The sequence below is a fragment of the Cellulosimicrobium sp. AB352 genome (assembly GCF_049538415.1).
GTDB lineage: Bacteria > Actinomycetota > Actinomycetes > Actinomycetales > Cellulomonadaceae > Cellulosimicrobium > Cellulosimicrobium funkei.
The window spans coordinates 31,310-52,693 of the sequence record NZ_JBMVFX010000002.1 but is presented as its reverse complement, the minus strand read 5'-3'; the positions used below and the strand labels follow the sequence as shown (position 1 = coordinate 52,693).

Annotated in this window: 17 protein-coding genes and 1 tRNA gene; 15 read left to right on the top strand and 3 right to left on the bottom strand. The window is 75.3% G+C overall.

Features of this window, described 5'->3' with window-relative positions; translation table 11 throughout:
- The first annotated feature begins 129 nt into the window (after positions 1-129).
- From ACPCUX_RS01785 to ACPCUX_RS01760, 6 genes are all read left to right on the top strand, one after another.
- A complete protein-coding gene (locus ACPCUX_RS01785; protein WP_423388065.1) occupies positions 130-3,189 on the top strand; it encodes a UPF0182 family protein in 3,060 nt (1,019 codons plus the stop codon).
- Between the two features lie 132 nt (positions 3,190-3,321).
- A complete protein-coding gene (locus tag ACPCUX_RS01780; RefSeq protein ID WP_171467624.1) occupies positions 3,322-4,374 on the top strand; it encodes an aldose 1-epimerase in 1,053 nt (350 codons plus the stop codon).
- Between the two features lie 62 nt (positions 4,375-4,436).
- Positions 4,437-4,510 (top strand) — tRNA-Met (locus tag ACPCUX_RS01775).
- Between the two features lie 197 nt (positions 4,511-4,707).
- A complete protein-coding gene (locus tag ACPCUX_RS01770) occupies positions 4,708-5,586 on the top strand; it encodes an ABC transporter substrate-binding protein (protein WP_076405159.1) in 879 nt (292 codons plus the stop codon).
- 7 nt (positions 5,587-5,593) lie between these two features.
- Positions 5,594-6,523, top strand: coding sequence for an amino acid ABC transporter permease (locus ACPCUX_RS01765; protein ID WP_423388064.1), 930 nt, complete (start codon positions 5,594-5,596; stop codon positions 6,521-6,523).
- Entirely contained in the window at positions 6,520-7,314 is a 795-nt protein-coding gene (locus ACPCUX_RS01760; protein WP_076405161.1) for an amino acid ABC transporter ATP-binding protein, read from the top strand. Before ACPCUX_RS01765 ends, ACPCUX_RS01760 begins: the two co-directional genes overlap by 4 nt.
- A 52-nt stretch (positions 7,315-7,366) precedes the next feature.
- On the opposite strand, the gene ACPCUX_RS01755 is transcribed toward ACPCUX_RS01760, so the two are convergent.
- Positions 7,367-9,568: a serine/threonine-protein kinase gene (locus tag ACPCUX_RS01755; RefSeq protein ID WP_415298198.1), complete on the bottom strand. Its 2,202-nt coding sequence runs from the start codon at positions 9,566-9,568 to the stop codon at positions 7,367-7,369.
- Between the two features lie 95 nt (positions 9,569-9,663).
- Here ACPCUX_RS01755 and ACPCUX_RS01750 point away from each other — a divergent pair, with 95 nt between their 5' ends.
- From ACPCUX_RS01750 to ACPCUX_RS01740, 3 genes are all read left to right on the top strand, one after another.
- Complete coding sequence (locus ACPCUX_RS01750; protein ID WP_423388063.1) at positions 9,664-11,667, top strand: thioredoxin domain-containing protein; 2,004 nt, start codon at positions 9,664-9,666, stop codon at positions 11,665-11,667.
- 66 nt (positions 11,668-11,733) lie between these two features.
- On the top strand, positions 11,734-12,210 hold the full coding sequence (locus ACPCUX_RS01745; RefSeq protein WP_061266925.1) for a dsRBD fold-containing protein: 477 nt from the start codon (positions 11,734-11,736) through the stop codon (positions 12,208-12,210).
- A complete protein-coding gene (locus ACPCUX_RS01740; RefSeq protein ID WP_085388322.1) occupies positions 12,207-12,488 on the top strand; it encodes an acylphosphatase in 282 nt (93 codons plus the stop codon). Before ACPCUX_RS01745 ends, ACPCUX_RS01740 begins: the two co-directional genes overlap by 4 nt.
- Positions 12,489-12,519: 31 nt before the next feature.
- On the opposite strand, the gene ACPCUX_RS01735 is transcribed toward ACPCUX_RS01740, so the two are convergent.
- Positions 12,520-13,641, bottom strand: a complete 1,122-nt coding sequence (locus tag ACPCUX_RS01735) for a M15 family metallopeptidase (protein ID WP_423388062.1) — start codon at positions 13,639-13,641, stop codon at positions 12,520-12,522.
- Between the two features lie 193 nt (positions 13,642-13,834).
- On the opposite strand from ACPCUX_RS01735, the gene ACPCUX_RS01730 reads away from it, so the two are divergent.
- Complete coding sequence (locus tag ACPCUX_RS01730; protein ID WP_423388061.1) at positions 13,835-14,965, top strand: DUF2235 domain-containing protein; 1,131 nt, start codon at positions 13,835-13,837, stop codon at positions 14,963-14,965.
- Between the two features lie 34 nt (positions 14,966-14,999).
- Complete coding sequence (locus ACPCUX_RS01725; RefSeq protein WP_043658284.1) at positions 15,000-15,545, top strand: DsbA family protein; 546 nt, start codon at positions 15,000-15,002, stop codon at positions 15,543-15,545.
- An 85-nt stretch (positions 15,546-15,630) separates the two neighbouring features.
- Here ACPCUX_RS01725 and nhaA read toward each other — a convergent pair whose 3' ends face one another.
- The gene (gene nhaA / locus ACPCUX_RS01720; protein ID WP_423388060.1) at positions 15,631-17,046 is read right to left on the bottom strand and encodes a Na+/H+ antiporter NhaA; all 1,416 of its coding nucleotides are present in this window, start codon (positions 17,044-17,046) and stop codon (positions 15,631-15,633) included.
- 394 nt (positions 17,047-17,440) lie between these two features.
- Between nhaA and ACPCUX_RS01715 the strand changes: the two genes are divergently transcribed.
- The 4 genes from ACPCUX_RS01715 to ACPCUX_RS01700 all read left to right on the top strand — a co-directional run bounded on the left by ACPCUX_RS01715 (position 17,441) and on the right by ACPCUX_RS01700 (position 21,304).
- Positions 17,441-17,920 carry a nucleoside deaminase gene (locus ACPCUX_RS01715; protein WP_034655539.1) on the top strand — a complete coding sequence of 160 codons (480 nt, stop codon included), beginning with the start codon at positions 17,441-17,443 and terminating at the stop codon, positions 17,918-17,920.
- Positions 17,921-17,979: 59 nt separating this feature from the next.
- On the top strand, positions 17,980-19,455 hold the full coding sequence (locus tag ACPCUX_RS01710; protein WP_423388059.1) for an NCS2 family permease: 1,476 nt from the start codon (positions 17,980-17,982) through the stop codon (positions 19,453-19,455).
- A 101-nt stretch (positions 19,456-19,556) separates the two neighbouring features.
- On the top strand, positions 19,557-20,858 hold the full coding sequence (glp, locus tag ACPCUX_RS01705) for a gephyrin-like molybdotransferase Glp (RefSeq protein WP_423388058.1): 1,302 nt from the start codon (positions 19,557-19,559) through the stop codon (positions 20,856-20,858).
- The gene (locus ACPCUX_RS01700) at positions 20,855-21,304 is read left to right on the top strand and encodes a molybdenum cofactor biosynthesis protein MoaE (protein ID WP_082774251.1); all 450 of its coding nucleotides are present in this window, start codon (positions 20,855-20,857) and stop codon (positions 21,302-21,304) included. Before glp ends, ACPCUX_RS01700 begins: the two co-directional genes overlap by 4 nt.
- Positions 21,305-21,384: the final 80 nt, after the last annotated feature.

Below are 21,384 nucleotides of genomic sequence, written 5' to 3'. Positions count from 1 at the left end.
CCGCCCCGCGCCGCCGCGGGCCGGGTGCCGGCCGTCCCCCACGAGGCGCCGGACCGTGGGAACCTTGGGGGAGGACCGGGCGTTGACCCCGGTGCACGCCCGAGCCACGACCGAAGAGGTATACCCACCGTGTCATTCGCCGCAGCGCCCCGCCGGCCGTCCTCCGGGGGGCGGCCCGCCCGGCGCCGGAGCCCGATCGGGATCGCGATCGCCGTCGTCGGCGCCCTCGTCGTCCTCCTGCTCCTGCTCGCCCAGTTCTGGACCGAGGTGCTGTGGTTCCAGCAGCTCGACTTCGCGAACGTCCTGTGGACCCAGTGGGGCACGCGCATCGCGCTGTTCGTCGCGGGCTTCCTCGTCATGGGCGGGCTCGTCTTCCTGTCGTTCTCGCTCGCGTACCGGTCGCGGCCCATCTACGCGCCGTCCACCCCCGAGCAGGCGACCCTCGACCAGTACCGCGAGGCGATCGAGCCGCTGCGCAAGGTCGTCATGATCGTGGCCCCGGCGCTCGTCGGCTTCTTCGCCGGCGCGGCGGCGTCCTCGCAGTGGCAGACGGTCCTCCTCGCGCTGAACTCGGTCCCGTTCGGCACGACGGACCCGCAGTGGGGCATCGACCTGTCCTTCTACGTCTTCACGCTGCCCGCCCTCCGGTTCGTCGTGAGCTTCCTCATGGCGGTCGTCATCATCGCGGGCATCGCCGCGGTCGCGACGCACTACCTCTACGGCGGCCTGCGGATCGGCGGCGGCTCCGACGCGGGCCCGCGCACGACGACCGCCGCACGCGTCCAGCTCTCGGTGATCTCGGCGCTGCTGCTCGTCCTCATCGGCGCGAACTACTGGCTCGACCGGTACTCGATCCTCACGTCGGGCGGCGCGAAGTTCGACGGCGCGTCGTACGCGGACGTGCACGCGGTGATCCCGTCCAAGGCGATCCTCACGGTCGTCGCGCTCTTCGTCGCGGCCCTGTTCGTGGTGACCGCGGTGCGCGGCAACTGGCGCCTGCCCGCCATCGGGGTGGGCCTCATGGTGGTCTCCGCCATCGCGATCGGCGGGATCTACCCGGCCGTCGTCCAGCGCTTCCAGGTCACGCCGAACGCGCAGGACTTCGAGGAGGAGTACATCCAGCGCAACATCGACGCGACGAAGGCTGCCTACGGCATCGACAACGTCGAGACCGAGCAGTACAACGCCAAGACCGAGGCCGAGGCCGGCGCGCTGCGCGAGGACGCGGACACGACGGCGTCGATCCGCCTCCTGGACCCGGAGATCGTCAGCCCGTCGTTCAGCCAGCTCCAGCAGAACAAGCAGTACTACCAGTTCTCGAGCTCGCTGTCGGTGGACCGCTACACGATCGACGACGAGAGCCGCGACACCGTCATCGCCGTGCGCGAGCTCAACCAGGACGGCCTCGGTGCCGACCAGCGCAACTGGGTCAACGACCACACGGTCTACACGCACGGCTTCGGCGTCGTGGCGGCGTACGGCAACCAGATCGGCCCCGACGGCCGGCCCGCGTTCTACGAGGGCTCGATCCCGTCGACGGGCGCGTTCACGGACGCGGGCGGCTACGAGCCGCGCATCTACTTCTCGCCCGAGGCGCCCGAGTACTCGATCGTCGGCGCGCCCGAGGGTCGTGAGCCCTGGGAGCTCGACTACCCGGTGGACGACGCGGGCGGCCAGGTCAACAACACGTTCCCCACGGACGAGATCGAGGCCGGGCCGAGCGTCGGGTCGTTCGTCAACAAGGTGCTCTACGCCCTGAAGTTCGGGTCCGAGCAGATCCTGTTCTCCGACCGTGTCACGGACGAGTCGCAGATCCTCTACGACCGCAGCCCGCGCGACCGCGTCGCGAAGGTCGCGCCGTACCTCACGCTCGACGGGCGCGTGTACCCGGCGGTCGTCGACGGCCGCGTGAAGTGGATCGTGGACGGCTACACCACGTCGAACGCCTACCCGTACTCCACGTCGGAGTCGCTCGAGGACTCGACGCGCGACTCGCTCGTCGCGGCCAACTCGGTCGAGGCGCTCGCCCCGCAGCAGGTGAACTACATCCGCAACTCGGTCAAGGCGACCGTCGACGCGTACGACGGCTCGGTCGACCTGTACGCGTGGGACACGGAGGACCCGGTCCTCCAGGCGTGGTCGAACGTCTTCCCGAGCTCCGTGCAGCCGCTGTCCGAGATCTCGGGCGACCTCATGAGCCACCTGCGCTACCCCGAGGACCTGTTCAAGGTGCAGCGCACGCTCCTCGCGAGCTACCACGTGGACGACGCGAACGAGTTCTTCTCGGGCCAGGACTTCTGGCGCAGCCCGGAGGACCCGACGGCGAGCGGGAACGTCAAGCCGCTCCAGCCGCCGTACTACCTCACGCTGCAGATGCCGAGCCAGGAGGCGCCGACCTTCTCGCTCATGTCGACGTACATCCCGGGCGGTGGCTCGGACCGCAACATCCTCACCGGGTTCCTCGCGGTCGACGCGGAACCGGGCAGCGAGGCCGGCGTGCGGTCGGAGGACTACGGCACGCTGCGGCTCCTCGAGCTGCCGCGCAACGCGACGGTGCCCGGACCGGGCCAGGTGCAGAACAACTTCAACACCGACCCCACGGCGGCCGACGGCCTGCTGGCACTGCGCCGCGGTGACTCGACGGTCATCAACGGCAACCTGCTGACGCTGCCGGTCGGTGGCGGCCTGCTCTACGTCCAGCCGGTGTACGTGCAGTCGACCGAGGGCACGCGGTTCCCGCTGCTGCGCAAGGTGCTCGTCTCCTTCGGTGACGAGATCGGCTTCGCCGACACGCTCGACGAGGCGCTGGACCAGGTGTTCGGCGGCGACTCCGGCGCGAACGCCGGTGACGCGGACGGCGGCGTCGAGACCGAGGTCCCGGACCAGCCGGCCGACGGCGAGTCGCCGGACGCGGGCACGACCGACCCGGACACGACCGACCCCGGCACCGAGCCCCCGGCCACCGAGGAGCCGGCCCCGCCGGCCGACGGCGGCACGGTCGACGGCGGCGCGCGCGCCGAGCTCGACCAGGCGCTGCGCCAGGCGCAGCAGGCCATCGAGGACGGCCAGGCGGCGCTCGCCGAGGGCGACTTCGCGGCCTACGGCGAGGCGCAGGACCGCCTCCAGCAGGCGCTCGAGTCGGCCCTCGCGGCCGAGCAGGCGCTCGACACCGAGTCGTCGGCGGGCTGACTCACCGGTCGCGCGAGCGACGCAGCGCCACGGGCGGGCGGGGACACCAGCGAGTGTCCCCGCCCGTCCGTCGTCTGCGGCCGACCGGGACGGAGTTGTCATTTCCCGCGCCGGGCGGGAGGATCGCTCCTCGTGACTTCTGCAACGGTTTGCAGCAACGCTTTCAGCGCGGCGGGCGACGAGACCACGACCGTGCCGGCGGTGCGGCTGCACCACACCTCCGGCGCCGAGCTCGTGGTCACGCTGCGTGGCGCCGCCGTCCTCGCGTGGCGCGCCCCCTGGCGCGGCGCCGACGGCGTCGAGCGCGTCGAGGACCTCGTCGACGGGTACGCCGACGAGGCGGAGGTCGCCGCGCACGACGCCGCGCGGTCGGCGCTCATGGCGCCGTTCGTCAACCGCCTCGCGGGCGGGGAGTACGTGTTCGACGGCGTCCGGCACCACGTGCCCCCGGTGCTCCCCTGGGAGCCGCTCACCATGCACGGGTTCGCGCGCACGCTCGACTGGACGGTCGTCGAGGACGCGGGGGAGGGCGGGGTCGCCGCGCGCGACACGGCGGCCGCCGACGGGGCGGAGCGGGAGTCCGTGACGCTCCGGACGGTCGTCCACGCCGACGCGCACGCGGGCTACCCGTTCGCGCTCGTGCTGGAGGTCCGGTACGTCCTCGGCGCCGGCTCCCTCGACGTCACGCTGTGCGCCCGCAACGTCGGGACGACGGCGGCCCCCGTCTCGCTCGGCTGGCACCCCTACCTCCGGGTCCCCGGGCACGGCACGGTCGACGCGCTGGAGCTCACGGTGCCGGCCCGTCGCGCCGTCGTGACCGACGGCGGGATGCTCCCGCTCGCGGGGGAGGCCGCGTTCGGGGCGATCGACGGCGTCGGTCCGCTCCCGCTCGCGGGCACGAGCCTCGACCACGCGTTCGCCGACCTCCGGGCCGACGCCGACGGCCGCGCGCGCACGGTCGTGCGCGACCCCGCCACGGGGCAGGGGCTCGCCGTCTGGCAGGAGCGTGGCCTCGTGCACGTCTACACGGGCGACGGTCTGGCGCGGCGGGGCCGCGCCGCCATCGCGGTCGAGCCGGTGGAGACCCTGACCGACGCGTTCAACCGTCCCGACTGCGCCGCCGACGTGCGGCTCGAGCCGGGGGCTGTCCGCGAGTTCGGCTTCGGGGTCGAGGTCCTGGCGTGACCCACGTCTCGTCCACCCGATTTGGCCTGGTCCGGAACCTCACGTAGAGTAGTGATCACCGACGCGGGGTGGAGCAGCTCGGTAGCTCGCTGGGCTCATAACCCAGAGGTCGCAGGTTCAAATCCTGCCCCCGCTACTCCTGAGAGGCCCTCGGTCAGCAGACATGCTGACCGAGGGCCTCTCGCTTTCTCCGGTGCGGGTCAGCGTCCTCGTGCTGTGACGCGCCCCACCCGGCCGAGGTACGGGCGGGGGAAGCCCGGCCCACGGCCCGGCGTTATCGTCAGTGGCCGGCGCCCACCACTCCCGCGGGCGCCCGACACCCGGAAGGTCACCATGCGCCGTCTGCGTCCCCGTCCCGCCGTCCTAACCGCCGTCACGGCGGTCGCCGCGCTCACGCTGGCGGCCTGTTCGTCGGGTGCCGACGACGGCGGCGACGCCGCGAGCCCGAGCGAGAGCGCGTCGGGCGACGCGCAGTGCGAGCCCGGTGCGCTCCCGACGCTCACCGACGGCGTGCTGACCGTCGGTGCGGGCGAGCCGTACTCCCCGTGGTACGTGGGGGAGCAGGACTCGGGCGAGGGCTTCGAGTCGGCCCTGATCTACGCCGTCGCGGACCGCCTGGGCTACGCGGCCGACGACGTGGTGTGGGAGACGGTGACGTTCGAGCAGATCATCAGCCCGGCCGTGAAGCCGTTCGACGTGGCGGCGTACCAGACGTCGATCACGGACGAGCGCAAGCAGGCCGTCGACTTCTCGAGCCCGTACCTCACGACGCGCCAGGGCGTCATCGTCATGGAGGACGGCCCGTACGCGGGCGCGACGACGCTGGCCGAGCTCGACGGCGCGCGCATCGGGGTCACCGCCGCCCAGACCAGCCTCACGCTCGCGGAGGCCGCGTGGGGCGAGGACGCCGACATCTCGCCGTACAGCGCTGCGGGCGACGGCATGCAGGCGCTGCAGTCCGGAACGATCGACGCGATGGTCATGGACGTCGACCAGGGGGTCGCCGCCTCGACCGAGTACTTCCCGGACTCCGTCGTCATCGGCACCCTGCCGGACGAGGGCGTCGTCGAGCAGTACGGCCTCGTGCTGGACCTCGGCTCGGAGCTCACGGACTGCGTGTCGCAGGCCGTCGACGACCTGGAGGCGGACGGCACGCTCGCCGAGCTGCGCACGACGTGGCTCAAGTCGGACGACATCCCCGTCCTCCAGTGACCCGGCCATGACCGTGCCCGACGACGCGCGCCCGCCCGGGCGCGTCTGGTCGCCCGACGGCGCCACGGCCGCCGCGTGGTCGCCGTCGCCGCTCGCGCTCGACCGGGCTGCGTTCCGGCGTGCGCAGCGGCGGCGCTCGCTCCTGGTCGCGCTCGTGAGCACGGTGCTCGTCGTCGCGGCGGTCGTGCTCGTCGTCGTGAACGCACCGGGCTGGGAGCGCGCGCGGACCGCGTTCTTCGATCCGGCGATGGCGTGGGAGTCGCTGCCCGCGATCCTCGAGGGCCTGTGGCTCAACCTGCGCGTGTGGGTCGTCGCGGGCGTCGTCGGCACGGTGCTCGGGCTCGGCCTCGCGGTCGCGCGCACGAGCCGTATCCCGGCGCTGTTCCCGCTGCGCGCGTTCGCGACGGTGTACGTCGACCTGTTCCGCGGCGTGCCGCTCCTGCTCGTGCTGCTGCTCGTCGGGTTCGGGCTGCCGGCGTTGCGGCTGGAGTGGCTGCCGACGTCGGGCGCGTTCCTCGGCGCGCTCGCGATCGTCCTCACGTACACCGCGTACCTCGCGGAGGTGTTCCGCGCGGGCATCGAGTCGGTGCACCCGTCGCAGGTCGCGGCGGCGCGCTCGCTCGGCCTCACGCGCGCGCAGACGACGCGGCGCGTCGTGCTGCCGCAGGCGGTGCGCAACGTCACCGCGCCGCTCGCGAACAACCTCGTCTCGCTGCAGAAGGACTCGGGCCTCATCTCCGTCCTCGGCGCCGTCGACGCGATCCGCGCCGCGCAGATCGCGACGACGGGCAGCTACAACTTCACGCCCTACGTCGTCGCGGGGATCCTGTTCTTCCTCGTGTCGTTCCCGCTGACGCGCGCGGTCGACGCGTACCAGGCGCGCCGCGGCTGGGGCCGGTCGCTCGCGACGGTGAGCGGAGCGGGGGACATCCGATGAGCGCGTCCGCGACGTCCGGCGCGATCCCCCAGGACGCGCGTCACCTGCTGTCCCTGCGGGGCGTGCGCAAGACGTACCCGGCTGCGGGCGCCCCGGGCGGGCGGCGGGTCGTGCTCGACGGCATCGACCTCGACGTCGACGCCCACCGGTGCGTCGTGCTCGTCGGGTCGTCCGGCTCGGGCAAGTCGACGCTGCTGCGCGTCGTCAACCTGCTCGACGAGGTCGACGACGGCCAGATCCTGCTCGACGGCGAGGACGTCGCCGACCCGCGCCTCGACGCGAACCGCGTGCGGGCGCGCATGGGCATGGTCTTCCAGGCGTACAACCTCTTCCCGCACCTCACGGTGCTCGACAACGTGACCCTCGCACCCCGGCTCGTGCACCGGCGCTCGCGCGACGAGGCCGAGGCGGCAGCGGTCGAGATGCTGGGTCGCGTCGGGCTCGGGCACAAGGTGACGTCCTATCCCGACCAGCTTTCGGGCGGCGAGCAGCAGCGGGCGGCGATCGCGCGCGCCCTCGTCAACGGCCCCGAGCTGCTCCTGCTCGACGAGGTGACGTCCGCGCTCGACCCCGAGCTCGTGGGCGAGGTGCTCGACCTGCTCGCCGAGCTGCGCGCGGAGGGCCGCACGATGCTCGTCGCGACGCACGAGATGGGGTTCGCGCGCCGCGTCGCCGACGAGGTGTGCTTCCTGCACGAGGGCCGCGTCCACGAGCGCGGCACGCCCGAGCAGGTGCTCGGCGACCCGCAGCGCGAGCGGACCCGCGCGTTCCTGCGCCGTCTGCACGCCTGAACCCGCCCCTCGGGACCGCGCCGAGCACCGCCCGACCCGGCCCGAACCCCGGTCAGCCGCGCAGCACGAGCACGACCGTCGCAGCGACCGACGCGCAGGCGACGAGGACGTACGGCCACGTCCACGTGCGCTGCCCGGCGACGCGCAGCACCACGGCCACCGCGAGCGCCGCCAGGGCGAGCACGGGACCGTCGACGAGCGGGGCCAGGTCGACCGAGACGCGCAGGGTCTCCAGGAGCTGTGGCGGCAGGGGGACGAACGGCTGGCTCTGGCGGGCTGCGCCGTCGGGCACGAGCCACAGCGTGCGCAGCACCGCCAGGACCGCGAGGACGCGCGGCAGGGCGCGCAGGAGCGCGCCCCCGACCCGGGCGCGGTCCCAGGACGACGACGCGGCAGGTCGGACGGGCCGTGCGGACCGTGCGGCGGACGCCGGGGCCGCCTCCTGGCGCGGCGCCGACGTGGCCGCGGGCGTGCCGGCGGCGCGCGGGCCCGGGGTGCTCGCAACCGCCGCACCGGTGATCCGCGGCCGGACGGACTCCCGACGCACGGCGGGCGACGGCGGCGTCGGGCCGAGGTGCCGGACGGGGCTCCGACGCGGCGGGACCGACGGCGGGACCGGCCGGCCGACCTGCGTGGCGACGAGGTCGGGGGAGTCCACGACGCGGGTCCGTCCGACCGCAGGCGGGACCGGCTCCGGCCGGGGTCGCGCCGACGGACCGCGGCCCAGCGTGGAGACCCGCTGCACGGGCACCGGCCAGGGACGCGGGTCCGGGGAGCCGGACGCCGGCACCGGGACGGGGCCGTCGGTCCGCGACCGCGAGCCCCGGGCCACGGGCTCGGCGCCGGAGCCCGGCACGGGGAGCATCGGGTGCGTCGGGCGACGGTACTCGCGCCACCCGCGCAGGGTGTCGGCGTGGCCCGCGGGCGGTGCCGCGGCCTGCCACCGCATCGCCTGCCAGAGCCAGTCCTTGAGCTCCGCCGGGGTCCGGCCGTCGGCCACGTGCGCGCCGATGCTCGCGACGTGGTCCGCGATGACCTCGGCGGCCGCGCCGTCGAACCCGTCGCCGTGCACCTCGGCCAGCACGCTCATCAGCGTCGCGTCGTAGACCAGGGCGTGCCACGGCTCCCGGACGCGGGCCGCGTCGGCCGCCCTGCCGACCGGCGAGACCTCCGTCGCCCGCTCGGCCCGGACGGGTGCGCCGGTGGCGGCGGCCAGCCCGGCGACGGGGCCCAGCGCGCGCTCGGCCGCGGTGGCGCCGTCGGCCACGATCCGTGACGTGAGGAGCAGGGTGTCGTCGGGGGAATCCCCGGCGAGCCGGGCGCGCAGCACCGCGACGACGCTCTCGAGCGCGGGGCGGTGGTTCGGCTGGTAGCGGGTCGCCGACAGGATGAGGTCCTGCAGGTGGGGGTCGATCTCGGGCAGCTCGGCCGGGGACGGGGCCGGTTCCGTCCCGGCCGGCACCCCGACCAGGTCGTCCGGGACCTCCCGCACGAGGTCGGCGGCCTCGAGGTCGCGGCCGAGGAAGTTGAGGTCCGCCGGCACGACCCCCGTGGTGGCGAAGATCAGGAGCAGGCCGAGCGCGTACACGTCCGAGCGGGGGTGCACGCGGCGGGCGAACAGCTCCGGCGCCATGTACGCGAGCGTCCCGACGGGTTGGGTGGACGTCGCCGTGTCGAACAGCTTGGCGATGCCAAGGTCGATGAGGACCGCCCGGTCGCCGTCGACCATGATGTTGGCGGGCTTCAGGTCGCGGTGCACGCAGTGCTGCTCCTGCAGCACGAGCAGGGCCTCCGCGACGTGCGAGGCCAGCCGCAGCGCCTGGCGTCCGTCCAGCGGGCCCGACGCGCGGACCTGCTCGCGCAGCGTGGTGCCGGGGACCAGCTCCATGGCGAACCACGGCTGGTCGTCGTCCAGGCCCGAGCGCACGAACGCGGGGAAGCCGCGCCCGCCCACGGCCTCCAGCAGCCTCGCCTCCTGCGCGAAGCGCTCGCGGGAACCCTCCTGGAGACCCGTGAGCACCTTCACGGCGACCTCCGCGCCGTCCGCGTCCGTCGCGCGGTAGACGTGCGCGAACCCGCCGTGCCCGAGCACGTCGCCGAGGGTGAACGGGCCCTTGCGGTCACCGCTCGCCGGCACCTGGCGGACGGGCCGGCGGGGCAGCGGCGCGGGGCCCGGCCCGGCGTCCGGATCGGCGGCAGGTCGGACGGGGACGTCGGTCGCCACCGCGAGGGCGGGCTGCTCGGGGCCGGGCATGGGCGCAACGTTACAAGCGCGCCGCTCCGGGACGGAGCAGACAACTCCGACGGCCCGGGCCGCGAGCGGCGCGTCGACCTGGGAGGCTGGACGTCATGGTCAACCGTCTCGCCGCCGCCGTGAGCCCGTACCTGCGCCAGCACGCCGGCAACCCGGTCGACTGGTACCCGTGGGGCGCCGAGGCGTTCGCGGAGGCGCGCCGCCGGGACGTGCCGGTCATGGTCTCGGTCGGGTACGCCACGTGCCACTGGTGCCACGTCATGGCGCGCGAGAGCTTCTCCGACCCGGACATCGGCGCGCTCCTCGCGCGCGGGTTCGTCGCGGTGAAGGTCGACCGCGAGGAGCACCCCGACGTCGACGCGAGCCTCCTCGCCGCGGCGAGCGCGTTCACCCCGGACCTGGGGTGGCCGCTCACGGTGTTCACCACGCCCGACGGTGCCCCCTTCTACGCGGGCACGTACTGGCCGCCCGTGCCCGTGGCCGGGCGACCCGCGTTCCGGGACGTGCTCGACGCCGTCGCGCAGGCCTGGGAGCAGCGGCGCGACCAGGCGGTCGAGACGGGGGACGCGATCCGCGCGGCGCTGCGCGACGCGGCGGCGGGCCGCCGGACGGGCGTGCCGCGCGCGGCCGCGACGGCGGTCGACGGCTCGGGGGCGTCCGGCGGCGCGGACGCCGGGCCGGTGGCCGACCTGGCCGAGCACGCCCGCCGGGTCGTCGAGCGGCTGGAGGCGGCGGAGGACCGCGTGCACGGCGGCTTCGGGGGCGCCCCCAAGTTCCCCGTCGCCCCGACGCTCGAGCTCCTGCTCGACGTCGCGGCGTCGTCCGTCGTCGACCCGGAGGTCGCGCGGCGCGCGCTCGTCCTCGCGGGACGCACGGTCGACGCGATGGCGGCGAGCCCGCTGCGCGACGTCGACGGCGGCTTCTTCCGGTACGCGACCCGGCCGGACTGGTCGGAGCCGCACTACGAGCGGATGCTCTACGACAACGCGCAGCTGCTCTCGGCCGCGACGACGCTCGCCGTGCTGCGCCGGACCGGGCCCGTGGACGGACCGCTGCGCACGCCCGCCGAGGCGCCCGGCACGCCCGACCCGGGCGAGGTCACCGCCGAGGTGGCGGGCGACGTCGGGCGCTTCCTCCTGCGCGTGCTGCGCCTGGCCGACGGCGCGTTCGCGAGCGCGCAGGACTCGGAGTCCGTCGTGGACGGCGAGCGCGTCGAGGGCGGGTACTACCTGCTCCCGCCGGGCGAGCGCGCGCACCACGAGCCGCCGCCGCTGGACACGAAGGTGCTCACCGGGTGGAACGGGCTCGCGATCGAGGCGCTCGCCCGCGCCGGGCACCACCTGGCGCTGCCCGACCTCACCGACGCCGCGCGGGCGGCCGCCGACCGGTTGCTCGCGACCCACGTCCGGGCCGACGGGTCGCTCGTGCGCGCGTCGGAGGGCGGGGTCGCCTCGGACGCCGTCGCGACGCTGGAGGACCACGGCGCGCTCGCGACGGCGCTCCTCGTGCTCGGGGGCCTGACCGGGGAGGCGCGGTACGTGCGCGAGGGTCTGCGCCTCGTCGACGCGACGGTCGGCCCGGGCGGCGACCTCACGCCCCCGCAGGGCACGGACCCGGTGCTCACCGACCTCGGGCTGGCGGCCGGGGCGGCGGCCGACCCGTCGGAGGGCGCGGTGCCCTCGGGCACGACGGCGGCCGCCCGGGCCGCGCTGCTCGCCCACCTCGCGACGGGCGAGCCGCGGTACCGGGACGCGGCGCTCGCGCACGCCGCCGCGTCCGCTGCGGCGAGCGAGCACCCGCTCGGCGCGGCGGGGGTGCTGCGCGTCGCCGTCGGGCTCGCGGAGCCGCCCCACCAGCTCGTGGTCGTCGCCGACGCCGACCGGCACGCGGGGTTCCTCGCCGCCGCGCGCGACTGGTACCACCCGGGTGCGCTGCTGCTCGCCGCGACGCCCGACGACGCCGCGACCCTCGCCGCCGACGGCGTCGCCCTGCTCGCCGACCGCGGGCCGGGCGCCTACCTCTGCGCGGACTTCGTGTGCCGGCTCCCGGTGCACGACCCCGCGGCGCTGCGGGACCAGCTCGGCGCCCGGACACCCTGAGACCGGGGGTGCAGCGCACTCCCGGCGGTCGCATGATGGAAGGACGGTGCGGCACGAGGAGGAGCCATGAGGGCATCGGTCGGGGACAGGATCGTGACCGCCTCGGGCGTCGTCGGCGGGGCGGTGCGCGACGGGGTCGTGGTCGAGCTGCGGCACGAGGACGGCTCGCCGCCGTACCTCGTCGAGTGGGCCGACACGGGCGAGCGGACGCTCGTCTACCCGGGGTCGGACAGCTACGTCGAGCACGTCCCGGGAGCGGAGACGGGCGACGGCACGGACACCACGAAGGTGTGGCGCGTGCAGGTGAGCGTCGTCGAGTCGGAGGGCCGGACGACGGCGGAGGCGGTCCTCGTCGCGGAGACGCCGGAGCACGTGCGGACCGTCGGGCGGGCGCGGCGCGACCCGCACGACCGCGACGTCCCGCTCATCGGCGACGAGATCGCCGTCGGGCGGGCGCTGCGCCGGCTCGCGGACCGGCTGCTGGACGACGCCGAGTCGGACATCGCGTCGTCGACGGGCGCCCCGGCGCACGTGCACCAGTGACGCGCCCGGGGGAGGGCGCGGCGCCCGGTGCCGCGGACGCCGCCGTGCGAGCGCGCGTGCACGGGCGCGTGCAGGGCGTCGGCTTCCGCTGGGCGACGCGCGAGCGGCTCGCCAGGCTCGGCCTCGACGGCACCGCGACCAACCGGCCCGACGGCACCGTCGAGGTCGTCGCGTCCGGGGCGCCGGACGCCGTCGACCGCCTCGTCGCCTGGCTGCGCGACGGCCCGACGCCGGGCGACGTCACGCACGTCGACGTCGAGCGGGCGCACGCCTCCTGAGGACGCGCCCTCGCCGTCCTCGGCGCCGGGCTCAGCCGTCGGCGCGCGCCAGCACGGACTCCCAGTGCCACGGCTCGGGCACGCGCCCGTCGGGCTCGGCGAAGTCGGGGTGCGTCCAGCCGTAGGTCTCGGCGTGCTGCTTGAGCCACTCGTACTGCGGGGTGCCGAACGCCTGGACGCCGCCGCCCAGGTCGACGGCGAACCCCAGCCCGTGGTTCGAGCACCCGGGCGGCGCCGCGATGGGCGACGACGGGTCGTACAGGCCCTGCTGCTCCTCGAAGGTCCGGTAGGAGGAGTTGATCGTCAGGTGCACGCCGAACCGCTCGACGTACGCGGCGTCGAGCGCGACGAGCCCGTCCAGCACGTCGGCGCGCACCCGGTCGGTGGGGGACCACGGGATCGGCGCGAGGGCGGAGTCGGGCACGCGGCCGCTGTCGGGGTCCCACACCTGGTCCGGCGCCGGGCAGGAGACGGCGTCCTGCGCGACCGACGTCTCCTCCGTCGACGTGCTCACGACCCCGAGGCCCGCGCCCAGGTCGAGCACCGCCTGCTCGAGCGTCGCGAGGTCGTCGTCCGCGAGCCCCGCGTCGGCAGCGGCGTCGGCCGCGGCCGCGGTGTCCAGCGCGTCGCGCAGCCGGGCGCGGACCGCCTCGTCGGCACCGAGCCCCTCCGTGGCGGCGTAGATCTTCTCGCCGAGCTCGCGGGCGGTCGCGAGGCTCGCGCGCGCCGCGGTCACCTCGTCGCGCGCGTGGTCGAGCATCGAGGCGTGCACGGCGTCCGAGGCCGACACGAGCGACCGGTCCGCCGCGTCCGTGCCCGTGGTCATCCGGTCGAGGAACGGCGCCGCGAGCAGGGCGCGGGCGTCGTCCACCTCGGTCGTCAGCGCGGTCCGCACCGCCGGGTCCGCGACCTTCCCGTCCGACGCCGCGAGCAGGTCCTCGGCGGTCGCGGCCCGGTCGGCCAGCGCGTCGTACTCGGTGTCCCGGTACCAGGCGAACGCCCCGCCGCCCCCGCCCAGCACGAGCACGAGCGCCACGACGGCCGCGATCCACGCGGCCCGGTGCCGGCGCGGCTCGCGCGCGTGCCGACGCTCCCGGCCGCCCGGCGGGTGGTCCGCGGGGCCGGCGGGCGGGGCGGTGCTCGTGGCGGTCACACCGCCAGAACCTACGGCACGACGGCGGCCCTCCCGGACGGATCCGGGGGTGCGCACGGACACGCTCACGGCTTGCTCACGAACCCCGACCGGTCCGTGCGTCGGCGGGCGCCGTCGTGCATCAGCCGGGGCGCGACGACCCTCCCCAGATGGTGTCCCCGACGCGCCGCCGGGGACGGATCGAGGAGGGACCATGAAGCGGCTGGTGCTGTGCTGCGACGGCACGTGGAACTCGCCGGTGAACGCGAGCGTGTCGAACATCGAGAAGATCGCGCGCTCCGTCCGCACCGGCATCGGACCGGACGGCGTCCAGCAGATGGTGTTCTCCGTCGAGGGCGTCGGGGCGCAGGGCTACCTCGTCGACCGGCTCCTCGGCGGGGCGTTCGGCTACGGCCTGACGCGCAACGTCGTCGCGGGGTACCGCCACCTCGCGCTCAACTACGAGCCCGGCGACGAGATCTACGTGTTCGGGTTCAGCCGCGGGGCGTACACCGCGCGCAGCGTGGTCGGGATGGTCGCGACCGTCGGCCTGCTCACCCAGGACGCGCTGGCGCGCGACCACCTGTGCGAGGCGGAGGAGGTCTACCGCGACCGCGACCCCGCCCGCCGCGCCGAGCGTGCCCGCGCGTTCCGCGCCGCGTACTGCCACGACCACGTGCCGGTCGCGTTCCTCGGGGTGTTCGACACGGTCGGCGCGCTCGGCGTGCCGGGCCTGTCGCGCCGCCGGAGCCGGTTCCACGACGTGCGCCTGTCGACCGACGTGCGGTGCGCCCGCCAGGCGCTCGCCATCGACGACCGCCGCATCACCTTCGAGCCGTGCCTCTGGGACGTGCCCGTGGCCATGGCGCCCCGGGTCAAGCAGGTCTGGTTCCCCGGCGGGCACAGCGACGTCGGGGGCGGCGCGCGGGCGCGCGCCCTGTCGGACACCGCGCTGCTGTGGATGCTCGGCGAGGCCGTCGCGCGCGGTCTCGTCGTCGACGAGGAGCGGCTGCGCGCGCAGCTCCACCGGGACGACGAGCTCGTCTGCCGCGTCCGCCCCGGGCTGCTGTTCGGCGCGCTCAACCTCGTCAAGCGCCTGCACCACCGCCCGCGCTTCCGCGGCGCGCTGCGCGTCCTCGCGGGCGTGCCCACCCCGCCCGAGACCGTCGACGCCGTCTACCTCGCCGAGACGGCGGTGACGCTCAGCGCCGACCCCGCGTCGGTCTACGCGCGCCACGCGCGGAACCTCGCCTGGTGGCGCGACAGCGCGGGCCCGGACCTCGCGCGCCTCGTGGAGCCCGTCCCGGGCGCGGCCCAGGAGACCCGGCCGCTCGCGCTGGCCTGACCAAGGGCACCGCGCCCGTGCCATGCTGGGCAGCGTGAGCGAGCAGACCCCCGACCGCGTCCCGGCCGAGCAGCTCGTCCCCGCCGACGCGCACGTCCTCGGGGACCCTGCCGCGCCCGTCACCATCGTCGAGTTCGGCGACCTCGAGTGCCCGTACTGCGCCGCTGCCGCCCCGGTGCTGCGGCAGGTCGTCGAGTCCTCCGGCGGCCGGGTGCGTCTCGTGTTCCGCCACTTCCCGCTGTTCGAGATCCACCCGCACGCGCTGTCGGCCGCGCTCGCCGTCGAGGCGGCCGCCGCGCAGGGCCGGTTCTGGGAGATGCAGGCCGCGCTGTTCGCGCACCAGGACCAGCTCGGCGAGGCCGGGCTCGCCGAGCGGGCCGAGGAGCTCGGCCTCGACGGCGCGTCGGTCGTCGGGGACGCGGCCCAGCGGTACGCCGCGCCGGTGCAGCGCGACTACGCCGACGCGCTCGCGGTCGGCGTGCAGGGCACGCCGACGCTCTTCGTCGACGGCGTCCGCTACCGGGGGCGCGTCACCGCGGAGGGCCTGCGGGCCGCCATCGCCGCCGCCGCGCGGCCGTAGGGCGCTCGCGGGGTCGGGGCTCCCGGGCGGCGACCACACTCGTACCCGTGGGGTGCCGTGCCGTGTGCTCCCACGCGCCGCCCCGTCACGTGGTCGCGGGCGGGTGCCAGGGGAGTGGCGGGAGCTCGGGCGGCGGGCCGTCCGCGCCGGGCGAGCACAGGGGCCAGCGCTCGCCGAAGAGCCGGAGCGCCACGGAGCCGAGCACGGCGGCGACGAGCGAGCCCGCGAGGATGCCGATCTTGGCCTGCTCGACGAGCGCCTCGTCGTCGAACGCCAGCTCGGCGATGAAGAGCGAGATGGTGAACCCGATGCCGGCGAGGATCGCCCCGCCGAGCAGGTGGGAGTACCGCACGCGCCCCGGCAGGTCGCCGAGGCCGAGGCGCAGGGCCAAGGTCGCGGCCCCGAAGATGCCGACGGCGTTGCCCACGACCAGCGCGACGGCGACGCCGATCGTCACGGGCGACGTGGCCGCCGCGCGCAGCGACTCGCCGTCGAGCTGCACACCCGCGTTCGCGAGGCCGAAGACGGGCACGACGACGTACGCGCTCCACGGGTGCAGCACGCGCTGGAGGCGCTCGCTCGTGGGCACGGCCGCGCGCGCGGCGAGCTCGGTGAGGTGCTCGCGCTCCGCCGTCGTCTCCTGCGCGAGCCGCTTGGCGTACTTCGGCACGACGGCGACGTCCACGGGCCGCGACGAGCGCGACGGCACGAGCAGGCCCACGAGCACGCCCGCGAGCGTCGCGTGCACGCCCGACGCGTAGACGGCGCCCCACAGCGCGATCCCGGCGAGCGCGTACGGCGCGAGGCGCCAGACGCCGAGCCAGCGCATCACGAGGATCACGACGACGAGCACGGCGGCGACGAGGAGGCCCGGGAGCCAGAGGTCGTCGGTGTAGAAGAGCGCCATGACGGTGATGGCGCCGATGTCGTCGACGACGGCGAGCGTGAGGAGGAAGAGCCGGAGCTGGTCGGGGCAGCGCGGCCCGAACAGGGCGAGGATGCCCACGAGGAACGCGGTGTCCGTCGACATGACGATGCCCCACCCGTGCTCCGCGGGAGACCCCGCGTTGAACGCGACGTAGATGAGCGCGGGCACCGCGAGGCCGCCCAGCGCGCCCAGCGCGGGGACGGCGACGGTGCGGCGGTTGCGGAGCTCGCCGCTCGTGACCTCGCGGTTGATCTCGAGGCCGATGACGAGGAAGAACACGGCCATCGCGGCGTCGTTGACCCAGTGGTGCAGGTCCATCTCGAACGCCCACGGCCCGACGCGCCAGCCCGCCTCCGTGGACCAGAGCGCGTCGTAGGCGCCAGACCACGCGGAGTTCGCCCACACGAGCGCGACGACCGTCGCGGCGAGGAGCAGGACGGCGCCGCCCGCCTCGGTCGCGAGGAACGAGCGCAGCGACGGCGCCACGGGACGGAGCTGGAAGCGCAGCGGCGGGCCCGGCCGGGCGGGGACGCGGACGACGGGGAGGGACGACGGCGGAGCGGGCTCGGTCACTGGGCCTCCGGGTGGGTCGGGACGGGGCGACGCCCCGGGCGTCGGACCTGCGCTGGGACAACTCTTCCGGCCGGCAGATCCTTCCGCAACAGTCCTCGCGGGGGAGCTCCGAGCGCGGACCCCCGGTGACCTCGTCCATATCGTGGAAAAGTTCTTCCGAAACCCTTGTGGCGTCCGTGACGCGCTGATAGCGTCGAGCGTGCCAACGGCGGGCCCGGGCCGAGCGACACGCTCGGTGGTCGACACGTTCGATCCGACACCGGCAGCTACCTACCAGGCGGACGTGACAACTCGCCTGCAGCGGCCCGCCGGCCGCCTCCTCCCGGCTCACCGACGAGCCCGGACGCCGGAGGCGGAGCACCCGGCGTCGCTGCCCGAACCGTGGAGACTCACCATGGACACTCTTGTCGTGGACACCGCACACCTGGACCGAGCCGTCGCCCTCGCGGTCGACAGCGTCGCGCACGCCGGAGGACCCTTCGGCGCCGTCCTCGTCACCGCCGACGGGCAGGTGTTCGAGGGCAACAACCGGGTCACGCAGGACAACGACCCGACCGCGCACGCCGAGGTCACCGCGATCCGGCGCGCGTGCGCCGCGCTCGGCACCTTCGATCTCACGGGCGCGACGCTCTACTCGAGCTGCGAGCCGTGCCCCATGTGCCTCGCGTCCGCCCTCTGGGCGCGCGTGCACGCCGTCCACTACGCCGCCGACCGGTACGACGCCGCGCGCGCCGGCTTCGACGACGCCGCCTTCTACGACTTCTTCGACGCCGACCCGGCCGACCGGGTCATGCAGGTCGTGCACGAGCGCACGGCCACCGCCACCGCGCCGTTCGACGCCTGGCGCGCCCTCGAGTCCCGGGTCGAGTACTGACCGGCCGCGCGGCCGGTCAGTACCTCAGGAAAGGGCACAAGGACGTGACTCTCCTCGGCATGCGGCGGGAGACCGCCGGGAACGACGACGCACGCGGCACCGGACCGGCCCCCGGCCGGCTCGACCGCTTCTTCCGGATCACCGAGCGCGGCTCGACCGCCGGGCGCGAGCTCCGCGGCGGGCTGGTGACCTTCTTCGCGATGGCGTACATCGTCATCCTCAACCCCCTCATCCTCGGCGGGACGAGCGCCGAGAACGCGCCCGTCGACGTCGCGGGCGGGTGGCTCCAGACCGCGCAGGTCGGCGCGATGACCGGCCTCGCCGCCGGTGGTCTGACCATCCTGTTCGGGCTCGTCGCGAACCTCCCGTTCGCGCTCGCGGCCGGGCTGGGCATCAACTCGTTCCTCGCCGTCGCCGTCATCGGCGACGTCACGTGGCCCGAGGCGATGGGGCTCGTGCTCGTCAACGGCCTGCTCATCGTGCTGCTCGCCGTGACGGGCGCGCGGTCGGCGATCTTCAACGCCGTCCCGCGCCAGCTCAAGGCCGCGATCACGGTCGGCATCGGCCTGTTCATCGCGTTCATCGGGTTCGTCGACGCCGGGTTCGTCACGCGCACCCCGGGCGGGCCGCCGGTCCAGCTCGGCGACGGCGGGTCGATCACCTCGGTCCCGACGCTCGTGTTCGTCGTCGGGCTGCTCACCATGGGCGTCCTCGTGGCGCGCAAGGTCAAGGGCGGGCTGCTCATCGGGCTCGTCGCGACGACCGTCGTCGCGATCGTCGCCGAGTCCGTGCTGCACCTCGGCCCGGCGTCGGAGACGAACCCCGGCGGCTGGCACCTCACCGTGCCCGCCCTGCCGAGCTCGCTCGTCTCGGTGCCCGACCTCAGCCTGTTCGGGCAGCTCTCGTTCGGCGCGTTCGACCGGATCGGGGCGCTCGCGGCGACGATGCTCGTGTTCACGCTGTTCTTCACGAACTTCTTCGACGCGATGGGCACGATGACGGGGCTCGCCAAGCAGGGCGGCCTCGCCGACGCGGACGGCAACTTCCCGCGCATCAAGTCGGCGCTCGTCGTCGAGGGCGTGGGGGCGGTCGTGGGCGGCGCGACGTCGTCGTCGTCGAACACGGTGTTCGTCGACTCGGCGGCGGGCGTGGGCGAGGGGGCGCGGACGGGCCTCGCCTCGGTCGTCACGGGCGGGCTCTTCCTCGTCGCGATGTTCCTCACGCCGCTCACGGCGGTGGTGCCGATCGAGGTCGCGAGCGCGGTGCTCGTCGTCGTGGGCGCGATGATGATGGGCCAGATCAAGGAGATCGACCTCACCGACTTCACGGTGACGCTGCCGGTGTTCCTCACGATCGTGACGATGCCGCTCACGTACTCGATCGCGAACGGCATCGGCATCGGGTTCGTCACGTGGGTCCTGCTGCGGACCGCGTGCGGGAGGGCGCGCGACGTCCACCCGCTGCTGTGGGTGGTCGCGGCCGGGTTCGTCGTGTACTTCGTGCGCGGTCCGCTCACCGCGGCCGTGGGAGGCTGAGCCTCGACATCGACCGCACGGCCGACGGGTCGCCCGCTCCTGGGGGTGGCCCGTCGGCGTGCGGGGAGCGGGAAGGGCGAGGCATGGCAAGAACAGCACGGGTGAGCGTCGACGAGCACCGCGCGGACGTCGCGGCCCTCCTCGCACCCCTCGTGGACGCGGCCCGACGCCGCACCCGCACCGAGGACGTCGACCTCGCCGACGCGCTCGGCCGGGTCCTCGCGGGCGACCTCGTCGCGCCCGTCGCCGTCCCGCTGTTCCGCAACGCGCAGATGGACGGGTACGCCGTCCGCGCCGCGGACGTCGCCGACGCGCGGGCGGACGCGCCCGTCCGGCTGGCCGTGGTCGCCGAGATCGCGGCGGCGCCGGGCGTCCCGCCCCGGCTCGCGCCGGGCACGGCTGCCCGCATCATGACGGGCGCGCCCGTGCCCGAGGGGGCGGACGCCGTCGTGCCCGTCGAGGACACCGCGACCGGGACGTTCGCCCGCACGCCCGCGGGCACGGCGCGCGCGGGCGTCACCGACCCGGCGGCCGGACAGGCCTCCACGACGCCGACCGACCCGGAGCCCGTCGAGGTCCAGGTGCCGCGGGCCGCGGGGGACTTCGTGCGCGAGGCGGGCTCCGACGTCCGCCCGGGCGACGTCCTGCTGCCCGACGGGACCGTCCTCGCGCCGCACCACCTGGCCGCCGCCGCGGCGTGCGGGGTCGGGCGCGTCCGGGTCGTCGCGCGGCCGCGGGTCGCGGTCCTGTCGACGGGGTCGGAGCTCGTCGGCCCGGGGGAGACCCCGGGGCCCGGGCAGGTCTTCGACGCGAACGCCGACGCGCTCGGCGCCGCCGTGCGGCGCGCGGGCGGCGACGTGGTGCTCACGGCCCGGTGCGGCGACGACGCCGAGCGGTTCGCCGCCGTGCTCGCCGAGGCCGCTGCGGTCGCGGACCTCGTCGTGACGTCGGGGGGCGTGTCGCAGGGCGCGTACGAGGTGGTCAAGGACGTCCTCGGCGGCGGTGCGTCCTCCGACGTGACGTTCCGCTCCGTCGCGATGCAGCCGGGCGGGCCGCAGGGGTTCGGCACCGTGGACGGGACGCCCGTGCTCACGTTCCCGGGCAACCCGGTGAGCGCCCAGGTGTCCTTCGCGATGTTCCTGCGCGAGCCGCTCGAACGGGCCGCGGGGCTCCCTGGCGCCGAGCGCGTGCGGACGGCGGTGCTCGCCGAGCCGCTGGCGTCGCCCGCGGGCAAGCGGCAGCTCCTGCGGGGCGCGACCGGTCCCGGGGGCACGGTGCGCGTCGTCGGGGGAGCGGGCTCCCACCTGGTCGCGTCGATGGCGCGCGCGGACGTGCTCGTGGACGTCCCGGCCGACGTGACAGAGTGGGCCGCCGGGACCGAGGTGGAGGTGCGGGAGCTGTGACGCAGACGACGGACGGCGGCGCGCCGCCCACAGACCCGAGCCGTGTGACGACGGACGTCCTCGACGACGCCGTGTCGCGCGCCGTCGAGGACGCCGTCGGGGGCCCCGAGTGCGGGGCCGTCGTGACGTTCCGCGGCGTGGTCCGCGACGTCGACGGCGGCCGGGGCGTGACGCGGCTCGACTACGAGGCGCACCCCGACGCCACGGCCGTGATCCGGCGCTGCGTCGCGGACGTGGCGGCCGAGACGGGGCTGCGGGTCGCCGCGGTCCACCGGTACGGCAGCCTGGGGATCGGCGACGTCGCGCTCGTCGCGGCGGCCGCCGCGGGCCACCGCCGGGAGGCGTTCGAGGCCTGCTCGCTGCTCGTCGAGCGCATCAAGGCCGAGGTACCGATCTGGAAGCGCCAGCACTTCGACGACGGCGTCTCGGAGTGGGTCGGGCTGTAGGACGCGTCCGTGAACCGCCCGCGAGACGACGAGAGGCGAGAAGTGGCCCCCGGCCGGAGCCGGGGAGGGGCCACTTCTCG